Below are 15,767 nucleotides of genomic sequence, written 5' to 3' on the forward strand. Positions count from 1 at the left end.
GTACGTCTACGCAGGCCGCGTGCCCGTGACCAGCGCGTTGTAGAACCATCCCCGCGGAACGACCCGGGAGAGCACGTTCTCGTCGAGCCAGGACAGCCGCTGCCAGCCGCGGTAGGCGAACATCGCCCAGCCCCAGCCGAGGCGCTCGGCCGGGACCGCGGCCTCGAACGTCCGCACCGGCCAGCCGAGCATCGCGGCGGTGAACTCCTCGGTGACGACGCGGACACCGTCCGCGCCCGCGGCGACCGCGGTGCGCTCCAGGTCGGCGGGGTCGAACACGTGCTGGTCGACGACGGCCTCCAGCGCAGCCGCGCGCGAGGAGCCGTCGAGCTCGGCCTGCGGGCGCCGCCAGCCCTGCAGTCCGGGCAGCCGGGTCAGGGTCGTCGTCGCCTTCCAGGTCAGCATGCCGAGGCGACGTGCGTAGAGGTCCCCGATCCGCGTCGGCTCCCCCGCGAACACGAACCGCCCCCCGGGCTTCAGGACGCGCAGCACCTCGCGCAGCGCCGCCTCGACATCGGGGATGTGGTGCAGCACCGCGTGCCCGACGACGACGTCGAACGTCGCGTCGTCGTAGGGGATGTGTTCGGCGTCGGCGACCCGGCCGTCGACGTCGAGCCCCAGCCCTTCGGCGTTGCGCAACGCGGCCGCCACCATGCCGGGTGAGAGGTCGGTGACCGAGCCGCGCGTGGCGAGCCCGGCCTGCATGAGGTTGAGCAGGAAGAACCCCGTGCCGCAGCCCAGCTCCAGGGCTCGCTCGTAGGGCCGGTCCGCGACACCCGCCGCGTGCCGGAACCGGCCCGCGGCATAGTCGATGCAGCGCTCGTCGTAGGAGATCGACCACTTCTCGTCGTACGAGCCGGCTTCCCAGTCGTGGTAGAGCACGTTGGCGAGCTTCGGGTCCGACCGCGCGGCCTCGACCTCCGCAGCCGTCGCGTGCGGGCGGGGCGGCGGGTCCGTGCTCATGAGGCCGACCCTAGCGACCCTCGTGACCGGCGATCGTCGCCGTGGCGACCATCGCCACTCACCGGGGTCAGCGGCCCGTGAACGTCGCCTTGCCGGGGCCGTTCTCGATGAACGACGCCATCCCGATGGTCCGGTCCTCGCTCGCGAACAGGCTCGCGAAGAGCTCCGACTCGATGTCGAGGCCGGTACGCAGGTCGGTGTCGAGCCCTCCGTCGATGGCCTTCTTCGCGGCCGCGTAGGCCAGCGCCGGGCCCTTCGCGAACTGCGAGGCGTACTCGACCGAGCGGGAGTAGACGTCGTCGGCCGGGACGACCTCGTCGACCAGCCCGATCGACAGCGCCTCCTCGGCGCCGACGAACCGGCCGGTGTAGATCAGGTCCTTGGCGATCGACGGCCCGACGAGCCGCGCGAGGCGCTGGGTGCCGCCGCCACCGGGGAAGATGCCGAGCAGGATCTCGGGGAAGCCGAGCTTGGCGTTGTCGCCGGCGATCCGCCGGTCGGCGCCGAGCACGACCTCGAACCCGCCGCCCAGCGCGTAACCGGTCACAGCGGCCACCGTCGGCTTGGGGATCGTCGAGATCGCGCCCAGGCCCGCCGAGAGGCGCCGCGCCACAGGAGCCATGTCCGCGTAGGACATCGCGGCCATCTCCTTGACATCGGCACCCGCGGCGAACGTCTTCTCCCCGCCGTACACGACGACGGCGCGCACGTCGTCGCGCGTCGCCGCCTCCGTCGAGACCTGCAGCAGCTCCTCCTGGACCTGCCTGTTCAGGGCGTTCATCGGCGGCCGGGCCAGCCGGATGGTGCCCACACCGTTGTCGACATCGAGGCTCACGAACTCCGTCACGCCCGGACCCTAACCCGGGTGAGGGTCGCGTCGCCGGAGACGCGGGACACGGTCGGGAGGCGTCAGCGCAGCCAGGCGGTGTAGCGGCCGCGACGGCGCTGCACCGCGAGCGGCAGCCCGAACGTCTCCGTCAGGTTCTCGTCGGTGAGGACGTCGTCGAGCAGCCCCGCGGCGACGACCGTGCCCTCGCGGATCAGCAGCCCGTGGCTGTAGCCGCGCGGGATCTCCTCGACGTGGTGGGTGACCAGGATCGACGTGGGGGCGTCGGGGTCGGCGGCGAGCGTCGCCAACCGGCCGACGAGGTCCTCGCGCCCACCCAGGTCGAGCCCGGCGGCGGGCTCGTCGAGCAGCAGCAGCTCGGGGTCGGTCATCAGGGCGCGGGCGATCAGGGTGCGCTTGCGTTCCCCCTCCGACAGCGTGCGCCACTCCCGGTCGGCGAGCCTGCTCATGCCGAGCGCGTCGAGGAGCTCGGCGGCCCGCTCGATGTCGACGGAGTCGTAGGACTCCCGCCAGCGCCCGAACACCCCGTACCCCGCGCTCACGACGATGTCGCGCAGCACCTCGTCGCCCGGCACCTGCAGGCCGAGGGTGGCCGACGACAGCCCGATCCGGGTGCGCAGCTCGAACACGTTGACACGCCCGAGCCGCTCGCCGAGGACGTGCACCGTCCCGCTGGTGGGGTGCAGCTCGGCCGAGGCCATGCGCAGCAACGTCGTCTTGCCCGCGCCGTTGGGGCCCAGCACGACCCAGCGCTCGTCGAGCTCCACGGTCCAGTCGATGTCGGACACGAGCGTGGTCCCGTTGCGCCGCACCGTCACCCGATCCATCGCGACCACGACGTCGGTGAGGTCGCGCTCGGGTTCACCGCCCCGTTCGGGGGCGGTGACGGACGACTCAGGCGATGATCCGGACCGGTCCACCCCCCTATCCTCTCCGATCGTGCCGGTGTTCCCGTTGGGTGCCCATGTCGACGGCGACGCCGTGCGGTTCGCGGTCGCGTCGTCGGTCGCCGACGCCGTCGAGGTCTGCCTGGTCGACGGCCCGGACGACGCGCTCACCGAGCGCCGCGTCGAGCTGACCGAGCGCACCTTCGGGGTGTGGCACGGCACCGTCTCCGGGGTGCGTCCCGGCCAGCGCTACGGCTACCGGGTGCACGGGCCGTACGAGCCGTGGCAGGGAACCCGCTCCAACCCGGCGAAGATCCTCGTCGACCCCTACGCCCGGCAGATCACGGGCCGCGTCACCGACGTCCTGGCCGCCCGTGGCTGGCTCGACGACCCGATGACCGGCCCCGCCGACCCCGTCGACTCCCTCGGGCACGTCCCGCTCTCGGTCGTCACGGCCACACCGACCGGCCCGGCCCGGCCACGGCCCGACGTGCCGTGGGCGGAGACGGTGATCACCGAGCTGCACGTCCGCGGGTTCACCCGGCTGCATCCGGAGGTGCCGGAGCAGCTGCGCGGCACCTACCTGGGGCTCGCGCACCCGGCCGTGATCGCGCACCTGGTCCGGATCGGGACGACGGCCGTCGAGCTCCTGCCGGTCGCGTCGATCGCCGACGAGCCGTCGCTGCTCGAACGCGGTGCCCCGAACTACTGGGGCTACTCGACGCTGGGCTTCATGGCCCCGCACGCCGGCTATGCGAGCGTGCCCGGCGCCGAGGTCGCCGAGTTCGCGACGATGGTCGACGCGCTGCACGCCGCCGGCATCGAGGTCATCCTCGACATGGTCCCGAACCACACGTGCGAGGGCGGCGTCGGCGGCACCACGGTGTCCTACCGCGGCCTCGACGCCCGCGCCTACTACTCGTTGGGCGGCAACGGCTACGACGCCGACATCACCGGCACCGGCAACACCCTGGACTCCGGCTCCCCCACCGTCATCCGGCTGGTGTGCGACGCGTTGCGGCACTGGGTGACCGCCTTTGGTGTCGACGGGTTCCGCATCGACCTGGCGTCGGTGCTGGGCCGGCCCCGTTCCGGCGGCTTCGACCCGAACGCCTCGCTGCTCACCGCCATCACCGTCGACCCCGTGCTGTCGACGACCAAGCTCATCGCCGAGCCCTGGGACGCCACCGGCGAGGGCTACCGGGTCGGCGGGTTCGGGGTGGCGTGGTCGGAGTGGAACGGCCGCTACCGCGACGCCGTGCGCGACTTCTGGCGGGGCCACGGCGGTATCGGGGAGCTCGCCTCCCGGCTGACCGGCAGCTCCGACATCTACGCGCTGTCGGGGCGCAGGCCGTGGGCGTCGGTCAACTTCGTCACCGCCCACGACGGGTTCACCCTGCGCGACCTGGTCTCCTACGAGCGCAAGCACAACGAGGCCAACGGCGAGGCCAACCGCGACGGCACCGACGACAACCGCTCGCAGAACTTCGGCGTCGAGGGCGAGACGCGCTCGCCCGTCGTCGTGGCGCGGCGGCTCACGACGGCCCGCGCCATGATCGCGACGACCCTGCTGTCGATCGGTACCCCCATGCTCGTGGGCGGCGACGAGCGCTGGCGAACCCAGGGCGGCAACAACAACGCCTACTGCCTCGACGACGAGACCTCGTGGGTCGACTGGACGCCCGGCGAGCTCGCCGAGGACCTGACGGCGTTCACCGCGCGGGTCGCCGCGCTGCGCCGCGCCCATCCCGACCTGCGCCGCGACCGCTGGCTCGCCCACAGCGAGACCGTGTGGTGGCATCCCTCGGGGCGGCGGATGACCGACCGCGACTGGCACGCGCACGGCCGCACGATCGGCGTGCACGTCGGGGAGAGCCTGCTGCTCCTGCACGCCGACGGCGGCGCCGCGACCTGCACGCTGCCCTCGGGCGGCCCGTTCCGTACGGTGCTCGACTCCAGCCGCGCGACCGGCCGCCCGGCCACCGACCGCCCGCTGCCGGGGGGCACGACGATCACCCTGCCGCCGCACTCGGTCCTGCTGCTGCGCTCCTCCTGATCCGTGCCCGCGTCCCGGGCCGGCGGACCCGCCGAGCTCGACGACGGACCGGTTCGACCATGGGGACCGGCACCCCCGCGTCGGCCTCGGCGTCTGTTCGCGGGGTCCCGGGCGGTGGGGCCGCGGCGTACGCTGCTGCCCGTGCCTCGTTACGAGTTCCGCTGCCGGGAGTGCGACGCGACCTTCGAGGTCAACCGGCCCATGAGCGAGTCCGGCGATCCCGCAGCCTGCCCGGGCGGGCACGCCGACACGGTCAAGCTGCTGAGCACCGTCGCCCTGGCGGGCGTCGGCGGCCGCGGTGGTGCCGCCCCGCGCCCCGCCCCCGCCGGGGGTGGCGGAGGCGGGTGCTGCGGCGGCGGCTGCTGCGGCTGACGGGTCAGCCCGCCAGCACGACCTTCCCCAGCTCCGCCGACGACGCGAGCAGCGGGTTGGCCGGCAGCACGCGCACCGTGTAGCCGGTGAGCCCGGCGTGCGGCAGCGGGACGACGGCCTCGAAGCGGTCGAGCCCGTCGACGGTGCCGACGTGCTTCATGACCGCCGTCATCGGCGAGGCGAGCTCGTCGGTCTCGTCGACCCGGCCGACGACGGCCTCGACCGTGACGTCCTCCGGGGCCAGCCCGGCGAGCGCCACCCCGGCGCGGACGGTCATCGGCGCGCCGACCACGGGGGTGTCGGGCAGCCCGGTGGCGTCGACGCCCGCGATCTGCACCCGCGGCCACGCCGCGTTGAGCCGCGCCCGGTACTCCGCCAGCGCCTTGGCCCCGGCGTAGGAGTCGGCGTCGACCTCGCGGGCCGCGAGGGCCGCCGGTGCGTACAGCTCCTCGACGTACTCGCGCACCATCCGGCTCGCCTGCACCTGCGGGCGCAGCGTGCTCAGCGTGTGCCGGACCAGCTCGACCCAGCGCTGCGGCACGCCGTCGGTGCGGTCGTAGAACGTCGGACCTACCTGGGTGGCGAGCAGCTCGTAGAGGGCGTTCGCCTCGAGGTCGTCGCGCTTGACCGGGTCGTCGATGCCGTCGGCGGTGGGGATGGCCCAGCCGTTGGAGCCGTCGTAGAACTCGTCCCACCAGCCATCGCGGATCGACAGGTTGAGCCCGCCGTTGAGCGCCGACTTCATGCCCGACGTGCCGCAGGCCTCCAAGGGGCGCAACGGGTTGTTGAGCCAGACGTCGCAGCCCCAGTACAGGTAGCGGGCCATCGACATGTCGTAGTCGGGCAGGAAGACGATGCGGTGGCGCACGGCGGGGTCGTCGGCGAACCGGACGATCTGCTGGATGAGCGCCTTGCCGCCGTCGTCGGCGGGATGGGACTTGCCGGCGACGATGAGCTGCACCGGGCGGTGCGGGTCGAGCAGCAGGTCGCGCAGCCGGTCGGGGTCGCGCAGCATCAGGGTGAGCCGCTTGTAGGTGGGGACGCGGCGGGCGAAGCCGACCGTCAGCACCTCGGGGTCGAAGACGTGGTCGACCCAGCCCAGCTCGGGTGCCGACGCGCCGCGCTCCAGCCACGCCGCGCGCACCCGGCGGCGGACCTCCTCGACCAGCCGGGCGCGCAGGGTGGCGCGCAGGGCCCACAGCGTCGCGTCGCTGATGTCGTCGGTCGGGCCGGCCTCGCCGGAGGGGCCGGGCTCGCCGAGCAGGTCGGTGACCTCCCGGGCCTCCCAGGTGTGGCCGTGGACGCCGTTGGTCACCGAGCCGATCGGCACCTCGTCGGCGTCGAAGCCGCTCCAGATCGTGGAGAACATGCCGCGCGAGACCGTGCCGTGCAGCTTGGAGACGCCGTTGGCGCGCTGGGCCAGCCGCAGCCCCATGTGCGCCATGTTGAACATGTCAGGGTCCTCCTCCGCACCGAGGGAGAGGATCCGGTCGAGGGCGACGCCGGGCAGGACGGCCTCGGAGAAGTGCCGGCGGACGAGGTCGACCGGGAACCGGTCGATGCCCGCGGGCACCGGGGTGTGCGTGGTGAAGACGGTGCCCGCACGGACCGCGGCGACGGCCTCGTCGAAGTCGAGGCCCTCGGTGTCGAGAAGCTCCCGGATGCGCTCGAGCCCCAGGTAGCCGGCGTGGCCCTCGTTGGTGTGGAAGATCGCCGGGGCGGGGTGGCCGGTCGTCGCGCAGAAGGCACGGACCGCGCGGACGCCGCCGACGCCGATGAGCAGCTCCTGCTTGATGCGGTGGTCCTGGTCGCCGCCGTAGAGGCGGTCGGTGACCCCGCGCAGGTCGACCTCGTTCTCCTCGATGTCCGAGTCGAGCAGCAGCAGCGGCACCCGGCCGACCGCGGCCTGCCAGATCCGCACCGACAGCGTGCGGCCCTCGGGCATGCCGACCTCGACGAGAACGGGCTCGCCGGCCTCGTCGGTGAGCAGCTGCAGCGGGAGGCCCTGCGGGTCGAGCACCGGGTAGTGCTCGAGCTGCCAGCCGTCGAGCGAGAGCGACTGCCGGAAGTAACCGGACCGGTAGAGCAGGCCGACGCCGATCAGCGGGACGCCCAGGTCCGACGCCGCCTTGAGGTGGTCGCCAGCGAGGACGCCGAGGCCGCCGGAGTAGTTGGGCAGCACCTCGCTGACGCCGAACTCCATGGAGAAGTAGCCGACGGCGGCGGGCAGGTCCTGGCCCTCCTCGACGGCGAGCTGGTACCAGCGCGGCTCGGCGAGGTAGGCGTCGAGCTCGTCGGCGAGCTCGCGGACGCTGACGACGGTCTCCGCGTCGGCGGCGAGCTCCGCGAGCCGGGTGCTGCTGATCTCGCCGAGCAGCCGGACCGGGTCGCGCCCGGCCCGCTCCCACGCGTCGTGGTCGAGCCGCGCGAACAGGTCCTGGGTCGGCGGATGCCAGCTCCAGCGCAGGTTCGTCGCCAGTTTCTGCAACGGGGCGAGCTGCTCGGGCAACTGGGCGCGGACGGTGAAGCGACGCAGGGCTCTCACGCGGACGCAGCGTACTGATCCCGGTGTCGGGCGCTCTTCCGCCCGTTCCCCCGACATGTCCGGCGCGCCCGATCGGGTGGGTTCGGCCGGGTGCACGACACCGCACCCGGAGCCGCTGCGCCGAACGGCGGACCGCTGGTCCCGGCGGTTCGACCGGTGGGCGTCGGAAGTGTCGGTGAACGCGCCGGCAACGTCGGTGAACTGCATGTAACGACCTGCGGATTCGCCAACCCTGTTACCGCGGAGGGTCGACGGGGTAGCTACTGTTGTGACACACGCGACGGGTGGTGACCGGGTGGGTGCGTACCCGGCTCACGGACCCGGCCGGGTCCTGCCGAACGAGCGCAGGACCTGCCGGCTCCCGACACCCGCGGTTCGGGAATCTCGGCCAGACCTGGGGGTGGGGCACCGATGACCGGTCGTCTCGGTATCGACGACGTCAGCCCGGCGGTCGGTGACGGGCGGCATCCAGCCAAAGCCGTTGTCGGCGAGGTGATCCCGGTGCGCGCCTCGGTCTGGCGCGAGGGACACGACGCGGTGGCCGCCAACGTCGTCTGGAAGAAGCTCGGCTCGGACAGCGAGACCACGCACGTGCGGATGGTCCCCGACGGCATCGGCAACGACCGGTTCGTCGGCACCGTCGTCCCCGACGAGCCCGGCCTGTGGACGTTCCGGGTCGACGCCTGGTCGGACCCGTGGGCGACGTGGCGTCACGGCGTGCAGGCCAAGCTCGCCGCCGGGCAGAGCGCCGACGAGCTGTCCAACGACCTCGAGTCCGGCGCCCGGCTGCTGCAGCGGGTCGGCCGCCGCCCCTCCGAGCGCGCACACCGTGACCTGCTGTTCGGCGCCGCCAACGCGCTGCGCGACCACGCGCTGCCCCTCGGCGCCCGCGTCGCCCCCGCGCTGTTCCCGGCCGTGCACACGATCATGACCGAGCGACCGGTCCGCGAGCTGATCACCCGCGGCCGCGCCCAGCAGGTGTACGTCGACCGGCCGCGCGCCCTCTACAGCTCCTGGTACGAGTTCTTCCCGCGCTCCACCGGCGGGCGCGACGAGACGGGCCGGGCGGTGCACGGCTCGTTCGTCACCGCGGGCAAGGAGCTCGACCGCGTCGCCAACATGGGTTTCGACGTCGTCTACCTCCCGCCCATCCACCCCGTCGGCACGGTGCACCGCAAGGGGCGCAACAACTCCGTCAACGCCGAGCCGGGTGATGTCGGGTCGCCGTGGGCGATCGGTGCGGCGTCGGGCGGGCACGACGCGATCGACCCCGAGCTCGGCACGTTCGAGGACTTCGACGCCTTCGTCGCCCGCGCCGAGGACCTCGGCATGGAGATCGCGATCGACCTCGCCCTGCAGTGCGCACCCGACCACCCATGGGTCACCGAGCACCCGGAGTGGTTCACCGCACGCCCCGACGGGACGATCGCCTACGCGGAGAACCCGCCGAAGAAGTACCAGGACATCTACCCGCTCAACTTCGACAACGACCCCGCAGGCCTCTACGCCGAGTGCCTGCGCGTGGTGCTGCTGTGGGTCGAGCACGGGGTGAAGATCTTCCGGGTCGACAACCCGCACACCAAGCCGCCGAACTTCTGGCACTGGCTGATCTGGCAGGTCAAGGCCCGCCACCCCGAGGTGCTGTTCCTCGCCGAGGCCTTCACCCGTCCGGCGCGGCTGTTCGGGCTGGCGCGGCTGGGCTTCACGCAGTCCTACACGTACTTCACCTGGCGGACGACGAAGGAGGACCTGACCGAGTTCGCGCTCATGCACGCCGAGCGCGCCGACGAGGCCAGGCCGAACCTGTTCGTCAACACCCCGGACATCCTCCACGAGTCGCTGCAGACCGGTGGCCCGGCGATGTTCGCGATCCGTGCCACCCTCGCCGCGACGATGTCGCCCACGTGGGGCGTCTACTCCGGCTTCGAGCTCTACGAGGGCGAGCCGGTGAAGCCGGGCAGCGAGGAGTACCGCGACTCCGAGAAGTACGAGCTGCGCCCGCGCGACTTCCAGGCCGCGCTCAACCGGGGCGAGTCGCTGGAGCCCTACATCACGCGGCTCAACGAGATCCGCCGCGCGCACCCCGCACTGCAGCAGCTGCGCGACATCCACTTCCACGACGTCGACAACGAGGCGATCATCGCCTACTCGCGGACCGACCCGGCCACGGGCGACACGGTCCTCGTGGTGTGCACGCTCGACTCGCACGCCGTCCAGACCGGCACGACGGCGCTGGACATGCCGGCGCTCGGCCTGGGCTGGGACGACCGGCTCACCGTCGTCGACGAGGTCACCGGCGACACCTACGAGTGGGGCGAGCGCAACTATGTGCGTCTCGACCCGTGGGCCCACGTCGCGCACATCTTCCGGGTGCAGCACGCCTGACGACCCGTCGACACGCTCGGTTAGGCTCCACGCCCGCGTGATCATCCGGTCACGCGGGCACGGGTGGAGCAGTGGTGAGCGAACGCACGATCGTCGTCGATGTCGAGACCGAGCCGGGTGCGGGCGACACGCCCGAGGCCCGGGGCTGGCGCGCAGCGGTCGCCGAGGCGGTGGCTGCAGTCGTCGGCGAACGCGAGGTCGACGCCGACACCCGCTACCAGGTCGAGGTCTACTTCCGGCTCCCGGAACGCGGCGACGCGCCTGCCGGGCACCTGAACGCCCTGGTGGCGACGACCATCGACGCCCTCGGCGCCGCGATCGGCCGGTGCCCGGAGCGGGGTCACCCGTACGCCGACGACGCCCGCGTCGACCGGCTCGTCGCGGGCAAGCGCACCGCCCGCGACGGCGAGACCCTCGGCGCCCGCATCCGCGTCACCGAGATGCCGCGGGTCACCGGCCGCCCGGCCTGACCCGTTCCCGCCGGACCACTGCTCCGGCCCGGCCCCTTCGAGCCGCCCGGCCTGCGAACCGCGGGTGCTCCGGGTACCAATGGGGCAAGCCGCCCCTGCCGACTCCGCCGACCGGGAGGACGTCTCATGCCCATCGAACCCCGGACCGCCGACGCGACCGCCGCGCAGGACCGCGCCGAGGACACTCGCGCCGACGACACCGACGCCGAGCTGGACGAGACCTCGTCCGACTCCTTCGACCACGCCCGGCCACTGGCCGTCGACCACGACTGGTTCAAACGCGCCGTCTTCTACGAGGTGCTCGTCCGGGCGTTCTCGGACTCCAACCGCGACGGCACCGGTGACCTGCGCGGGCTCACCGGGAAGCTGGACTACCTCCAGTGGCTCGGCGTCGACTGCCTGTGGCTGCCGCCGTTCTACGACTCGCCGCTGCGCGACGGTGGCTACGACATCCGCGAGTTCCGCACCGTGCTGCCGGAGTTCGGCACCGTCGAGGACTTCGTGACGCTGCTGGACGAGGCGCACAAGCGCGGCATCCGGGTCATCACCGACCTGGTCATGAACCACACCTCCGACACCCACCCCTGGTTCGAGGAGTCCCGCCGCAACCCCGACGGGCCCTACGGGGACTTCTACATGTGGGAGGACGACGACTCGCGCTACCCGGAGGCGCGGATCATCTTCGTCGACACCGAGGCGTCGAACTGGACCTACGACACGGTGCGCGGCCAGTTCTACTGGCACCGCTTCTTCTCCCACCAGCCCGACCTCAACTACGACAACCCGGCCGTCCAGGACGCCATGCTCGACGTGCTGCGGTTCTGGCTGGACCTGGGCATCGACGGCTTCCGGCTCGACGCCGTGCCGTACCTGTTCGCCCGCGACGGGACGAACTGCGAGAACCTGCCCGAGACCCACGCCTTCCTCAAGCGAACCCGCAAGGTCATGGAGGACGAGTACCCGGGCCGGGTCATGCTCGCCGAGGCCAACCAGTGGCCCGCCGACGTCGTCGAGTACTTCGGTGACGCCGAGGTCGGCGGGGACGAGTGCCAGATGGCGTTCCACTTCCCGCTGATGCCGCGCATCTTCATGGCCGTCCGTCGCGAGAACCGGTTCCCGATCTCGGAGATCCTGGCGCAGACGCCGCCGATCCCGTCGGGCGCGCAGTGGGGCATCTTCCTGCGCAACCACGACGAGCTGACGCTCGAGATGGTCACCGACGAAGAGCGCGACTACATGTACTCCGAGTACGCCAAGGACCCGCGGATGAAGGCCAACATCGGCATCCGCCGCAGGCTGGCCCCGCTGCTGGAGAACGACCGCAACCAGCTGGAGCTGTTCACCGCGCTGCTGCTGTCGCTGCCGGGCTCGCCCGTCCTGTACTACGGCGACGAGATCGGCATGGGCGACAACATCTGGCTCGGCGACCGCGACGCCGTTCGCAGCCCGATGCAGTGGACCCCGGACCGCAACGCCGGCTTCTCGACGGCCGACCCCGGCCGGCTGTACCTGCCGCCGATCATGGACCCGCTCTACGGGTTCCAGGCGGTGAACGTCGAGGCGCAGCTGAACTCGACGACGTCGCTGCTCCACTGGAACCGGCACATGATCGAGATCCGCAAGCGGCACGGTGCGTTCGGCCAGGGCGACTACCACGAGCTGGGCGGGTCGAACCCGTCCGTGCTGGCCTACGTGCGGACCCTGCACGCCGGTGGTGCCGACGGCGCCGACGACGTCGTGCTGTGTGTGAACAACATGTCGCGGTTCCCCCAGCCCGTCGAGCTGGACCTGTCGGCATGGCAGGGTCGTCGTCCCCACGAGCTGACCGGCGGAGTGCCGTTCCCGCGGATCGGCGAGCTGCCCTACCTGCTCACGCTCCCCGGGCACGGCTTCTACTGGTTCTCGATCACCCCCGAGGAGGATCCCTCGTGAACTCGCCGTCCCCCGATCCGGCGGCACTGCTGACCGACTGGATACCTCGGCAGCGCTGGTTCGGCGCCAAGGGCCGCGAGGTCGGTTCCGTGACCGTGGTGGCGACGACGCCGCTGCCCGTCGACACTCCCGACGGCCCGCTCGACGTCGACCACGTGGTCGTCGAGGTCACGTTCGCCGACGGCGGGCCGACCGCCCACTTCCAGGTCCTCGCCGCGAGCCGCGAGGGGGCCGGCGACGAGTTCGAGCACGCCGCGATCGGGACGCTGGGCGACCGGCTGCTCTACGACGGGCTGTGGGACCCGGCGGTCACGTCGTGGCTGCTTCGCGCGATCCGCGAGGGACGTACCGTCGGGGACCTGCGGTTCCTGGCCGAGCCCGGGATCGAGATCCCACCGGCGCCGCCGGGCCGGGTACTGGGCGTGGAGCAGTCGAACACCTCGGTCGTCTACGGGGAGAAGTCGATCCTGAAGCTGTTCCGCCGGGTCGTCGCCGGCGGCAACCCCGACCTGGAGCTGCACCGCGCGATGCGTGCGTCGGGCGGCACCGAGGTCGCGACGTTGCAGGGCGCCATCGAGGGCGTCCTGCACGGCGAGAGCGCGGTACTGGGGATGCTGCAGGACTACGCGTCGAACTCCGCCGAGGGCTGGGCGATGGCGCTCGCCTCGGTCCGCGACCTGCTCGCCGAGGCCGACCTGCGCGCCGACGAGGTGGGCGGCGACTTCGCGGCCGAGGCCAACCGCCTCGGCCAGACCGTCGCCGTCCTGCACTCCGACCTGGTTCGCGCCCTGGGCACCGCCGAACGCGACGCGGGCGAGCTCGCCGCCGCGATGCGGGCACGGCTCGCCGTCGCGGCGGCCGCCGTTCCCTCGCTGCAGCCCCATGTCGAGGCGATCCGCGCCGTGTACGACGAGCTCGCGGCGCACCCCGCTCCTCTGTTCGCGCAGCGCGTGCACGGCGACCTGCACCTCGGTCAGGTCCTGCGCACCCCGCTGGGCTGGCTCGTCATCGACTTCGAGGGTGAGCCCGCGACCCCGCTGGAGCTGCGTGTGCGGCCGGACTCGCCGCTGCGCGACGTCGCCGGGATGCTGCGGTCGTTCGACTACGCCGCCAACCACCAGCTCCTGGAGGCCGACGAGCCCGAGGCCGACCCGCAGCGGGTGTGGCGGTCGGCGGAGTGGGCGCAGCGCAACCGGTCGGCGTTCCTCGACGGCTACGCCACCCGCGCCGGGGCCGACCCGCGCGAGCACGAGCTGGTGCTGCGCGCATACGAGCTGGACAAGGCCGTCTACGAGGTCGTCTACGAGACCCGCAACCGGCCGTCCTGGGCACCCATCCCGCTACGGTCGATCGCCCGGCTGCTCGACCCCGACCGCGGACGGGCCGAGTTGCCGACCGATTCCGTTCAGTAATCAGATTCGCCACACGTCACCCTCTCGGCGTCCCACTCGAGGAGATTTTCGCCGGGGGTGTAACACTGCGTGGGCCTTCGGCGCTGTGAGGCCCGGATGTCCGGACGGAGCTCCCCACCGCCCGGCCGCCATGCAGTAGGAGGACGTGTGCACGCTGTTGCCGCCGGTCTCGGCGCCGACGTCGCGGTGCCTCATGCCCGTGCGCCGCACGCCTCGACCGCCGTGGCCGCCGCCGCTCCGACGAGGAGCCGTGGCGAGCTCGACGTCGCGCTGGCGGCGGCCTGTGCGGGGGACGAGGACGGGTTCGTCGCGCTCTACCGCGACCTCCAGCCCCGGCTGCTGCGCTACGCCACCGCGCTGGTCGGCAACGACGCCGAGGACGTCACCGCCGAGACCTGGCTGCAGATCGCCCGCGATCTGCCCCGCTTCTCCGGCGACGTCGACGGCTTCCGCGGCTGGGCGTCGTCGATCTGCCGCAACCGGGCGATGGACGTCGCCCGGTCCCGGTCCCGGCGTCCCGCCACCCCCACCGACATCGACGTCCTCGCCGAGCAGCCCGCCCCCGGCGACGCCGCGGGCTCCGCGCTCGAGGCCATGTCGACCCGCGAGGCCATCGCGCTCATCAGCGAGCTCCCCCAGGACCAGGCCGAGGCCGTCCTGCTGCGCGCCGTCGTCGGCCTCGACGCCCCGTCGGTCGCGACCGTGCTCGGCAAGCGCCCCGGCGCCGTCCGCGTCGCCGCCCACCGCGGCCTGCGCCGGCTCGCCCGGATGCTCGACGACGGCGAGGTGGGCCGTGCCTGACGGACCCGTCTCCTTCACCGGCCGCCACGCCCTGCGGCCCCACGCCACCGGCGGCCGCCTGCGCCGGCCGTCCCCCGCCACGTCGCTCATGCCCGGCGACGTCGCCGACCTCCTCCTCGACGGCGAGCCCGGCCCGCACCCCGTCACCGCTCTGCTCACCGCGGCCTGCCGGCCGGGCACCGCGCACGAGCTGCGTGGCGAGGCCGCGGCGCGCCAGGCGTTCGTCGACGCCATGCCGCTGGCCGTGCCCGTTGCGCTGCCCACCGCCCGCGAGCGCCACAGCAGGCACCGCCGGATGCGGGCCGTCCGGACCGTCGTCACGGCCAAGGTCGTCGGCATCGCCGCGCTCACGCTGACCGCGGGTGGCGTCGCCGTCGCCGCGACCGGCCCGTCCGGCGCACCCGCCGAGGAGCGCATCTCCGACGGTGCCGTCCCCGGCGCGGACGTGACGCCCGGCGCCGAGCTGCCCGCGACCGGCCGGGCCCCGGCGGCAGGCCCCGGCACACAGGCCCGGAGCCGGACCGGCGGCTGCGGGCCCGTCACCGGAGCGGCGATCGCCGACCTCGCGCGCGTCTGCGGCGACCCGGGCGACGACGGCCAGGGCGACCGGTCCGACGACCGGCGCGCCGGCCTGATGGCCTTCGGCTCGCCGGACACCGATGCGCGCCGGGGCGCCCCGGACCTCCGCGATCCACCGCCCGCCCCGCCGGCGACGGCGCCGCCGACCACCGGCCCGCCGACGACCGCGCCACCGACGACCGCGCCGCCGCAGGCGGGTTCCGGCGCGCCCGCCGCCGACGCCCCGGCATCCGCCGGCCCGGCCACCCCGCCCCCGACCCGGGCCGGTGCACCCGGCGCAGGGACCGGCGGCCAGGGTTCCGGCCGTGACCAGGGCAGGGACGAGAGCCGGGGCCAGGGCCGCGACCAGGCCCGGGACGGTTCCGGCACGACCTCCCGAACCACACCGCCGGGCAAGACCGGCACCCCGGTCACGGGACGGGGCGCACCGCCCTCCCCCTGACCCCCTGACGCACGGGCGCCACCGGACCCCTTCCCGGTGGAACCCCCGTGCCGGTCGCCGTCCTTCCCCGAGGACG

The 15,767-nt window shown here is 73.2% G+C and carries 12 protein-coding genes; 8 read left to right on the forward strand and 4 right to left on the reverse strand.

Going from position 1 to position 15,767, the window contains the following annotated elements; all coding sequences use genetic code 11:
• Nucleotides 1–6 precede the first annotated feature (6 nt).
• The 3 genes from TOK_RS26765 to TOK_RS26775 form a co-directional block, all read right to left on the reverse strand.
• Entirely contained in the window at nucleotides 7–963 is a 957-nt protein-coding gene (locus TOK_RS26765; RefSeq protein ID WP_098960718.1) for a class I SAM-dependent methyltransferase, read from the reverse strand.
• 67 nt (nucleotides 964–1,030) lie between these two features.
• Entirely contained in the window at nucleotides 1,031–1,810 is a 780-nt protein-coding gene (locus tag TOK_RS26770; protein WP_098960719.1) for an enoyl-CoA hydratase/isomerase family protein, read from the reverse strand.
• Nucleotides 1,811–1,872: 62 nt separating this feature from the next.
• Nucleotides 1,873–2,637 carry an ABC transporter ATP-binding protein gene (locus TOK_RS26775; RefSeq protein WP_098960866.1) on the reverse strand — a complete coding sequence of 255 codons (765 nt, stop codon included), beginning with the start codon at nucleotides 2,635–2,637 and terminating at the stop codon, nucleotides 1,873–1,875.
• Nucleotides 2,638–2,749: 112 nt separating this feature from the next.
• Between TOK_RS26775 and glgX the strand changes: the two genes are divergently transcribed.
• Nucleotides 2,750–4,753: a glycogen debranching protein GlgX gene (gene glgX / locus TOK_RS26780; protein WP_098960720.1), complete on the forward strand. Its 2,004-nt coding sequence runs from the start codon at nucleotides 2,750–2,752 to the stop codon at nucleotides 4,751–4,753.
• 141 nt (nucleotides 4,754–4,894) lie between these two features.
• Nucleotides 4,895–5,125 (forward strand): zinc ribbon domain-containing protein, encoded by a 231-nt coding sequence (locus TOK_RS26785; RefSeq protein WP_098960867.1) that lies wholly within the window; start codon nucleotides 4,895–4,897, stop codon nucleotides 5,123–5,125.
• Between the two features lie 4 nt (nucleotides 5,126–5,129).
• On the opposite strand, the gene glgP is transcribed toward TOK_RS26785, so the two are convergent.
• On the reverse strand, nucleotides 5,130–7,670 hold the full coding sequence (gene glgP / locus TOK_RS26790; protein ID WP_098960868.1) for an alpha-glucan family phosphorylase: 2,541 nt from the start codon (nucleotides 7,668–7,670) through the stop codon (nucleotides 5,130–5,132).
• A 411-nt stretch (nucleotides 7,671–8,081) separates the two neighbouring features.
• Between glgP and TOK_RS26795 the strand changes: the two genes are divergently transcribed.
• The 6 genes from TOK_RS26795 (at nucleotide 8,082) to TOK_RS26820 (ending at nucleotide 15,691) form a co-directional block, all read left to right on the forward strand.
• On the forward strand, nucleotides 8,082–10,055 hold the full coding sequence (locus tag TOK_RS26795) for an alpha-1,4-glucan--maltose-1-phosphate maltosyltransferase (protein ID WP_098960721.1): 1,974 nt from the start codon (nucleotides 8,082–8,084) through the stop codon (nucleotides 10,053–10,055).
• A 74-nt stretch (nucleotides 10,056–10,129) separates the two neighbouring features.
• Nucleotides 10,130–10,525, forward strand: coding sequence for a hypothetical protein (locus tag TOK_RS26800; protein ID WP_098960722.1), 396 nt, complete (start codon nucleotides 10,130–10,132; stop codon nucleotides 10,523–10,525).
• A 126-nt stretch (nucleotides 10,526–10,651) separates the two neighbouring features.
• Nucleotides 10,652–12,457: a maltose alpha-D-glucosyltransferase gene (gene treS / locus TOK_RS26805; protein ID WP_172457800.1), complete on the forward strand. Its 1,806-nt coding sequence runs from the start codon at nucleotides 10,652–10,654 to the stop codon at nucleotides 12,455–12,457.
• Entirely contained in the window at nucleotides 12,454–13,869 is a 1,416-nt protein-coding gene (locus tag TOK_RS26810; RefSeq protein WP_098960723.1) for an aminoglycoside phosphotransferase, read from the forward strand. Before treS ends, TOK_RS26810 begins: the two co-directional genes overlap by 4 nt.
• 147 nt (nucleotides 13,870–14,016) lie before the next feature.
• The gene (locus TOK_RS26815; protein ID WP_216362111.1) at nucleotides 14,017–14,670 is read left to right on the forward strand and encodes an RNA polymerase sigma factor; all 654 of its coding nucleotides are present in this window, start codon (nucleotides 14,017–14,019) and stop codon (nucleotides 14,668–14,670) included.
• Nucleotides 14,663–15,691 carry a hypothetical protein gene (locus TOK_RS26820; RefSeq protein WP_098960725.1) on the forward strand — a complete coding sequence of 343 codons (1,029 nt, stop codon included), beginning with the start codon at nucleotides 14,663–14,665 and terminating at the stop codon, nucleotides 15,689–15,691. Before TOK_RS26815 ends, TOK_RS26820 begins: the two co-directional genes overlap by 8 nt.
• Nucleotides 15,692–15,767 lie beyond the last annotated feature (76 nt).

Origin of the sequence: Pseudonocardia sp. N23 (assembly GCF_002583555.1) — a bacterium.
Taxonomy (GTDB): domain Bacteria; phylum Actinomycetota; class Actinomycetes; order Mycobacteriales; family Pseudonocardiaceae; genus Pseudonocardia.

Coding starts and splice junctions, on each gene's coding strand:
- treS (WP_172457800.1), top strand. CDS start 10,652: ATGCCCATCGAACCCCGGACCGCCGACGCGACCGCCGCGCAGGACCGC.
- TOK_RS26765 (WP_098960718.1), bottom strand. CDS start 963: ATGAGCACGGACCCGCCGCCCCGCCCGCACGCGACGGCTGCGGAGGTC.
- TOK_RS26795 (WP_098960721.1), top strand. CDS start 8,082: ATGACCGGTCGTCTCGGTATCGACGACGTCAGCCCGGCGGTCGGTGAC.
- TOK_RS26775 (WP_098960866.1), bottom strand. CDS start 2,637: ATGGATCGGGTGACGGTGCGGCGCAACGGGACCACGCTCGTGTCCGAC.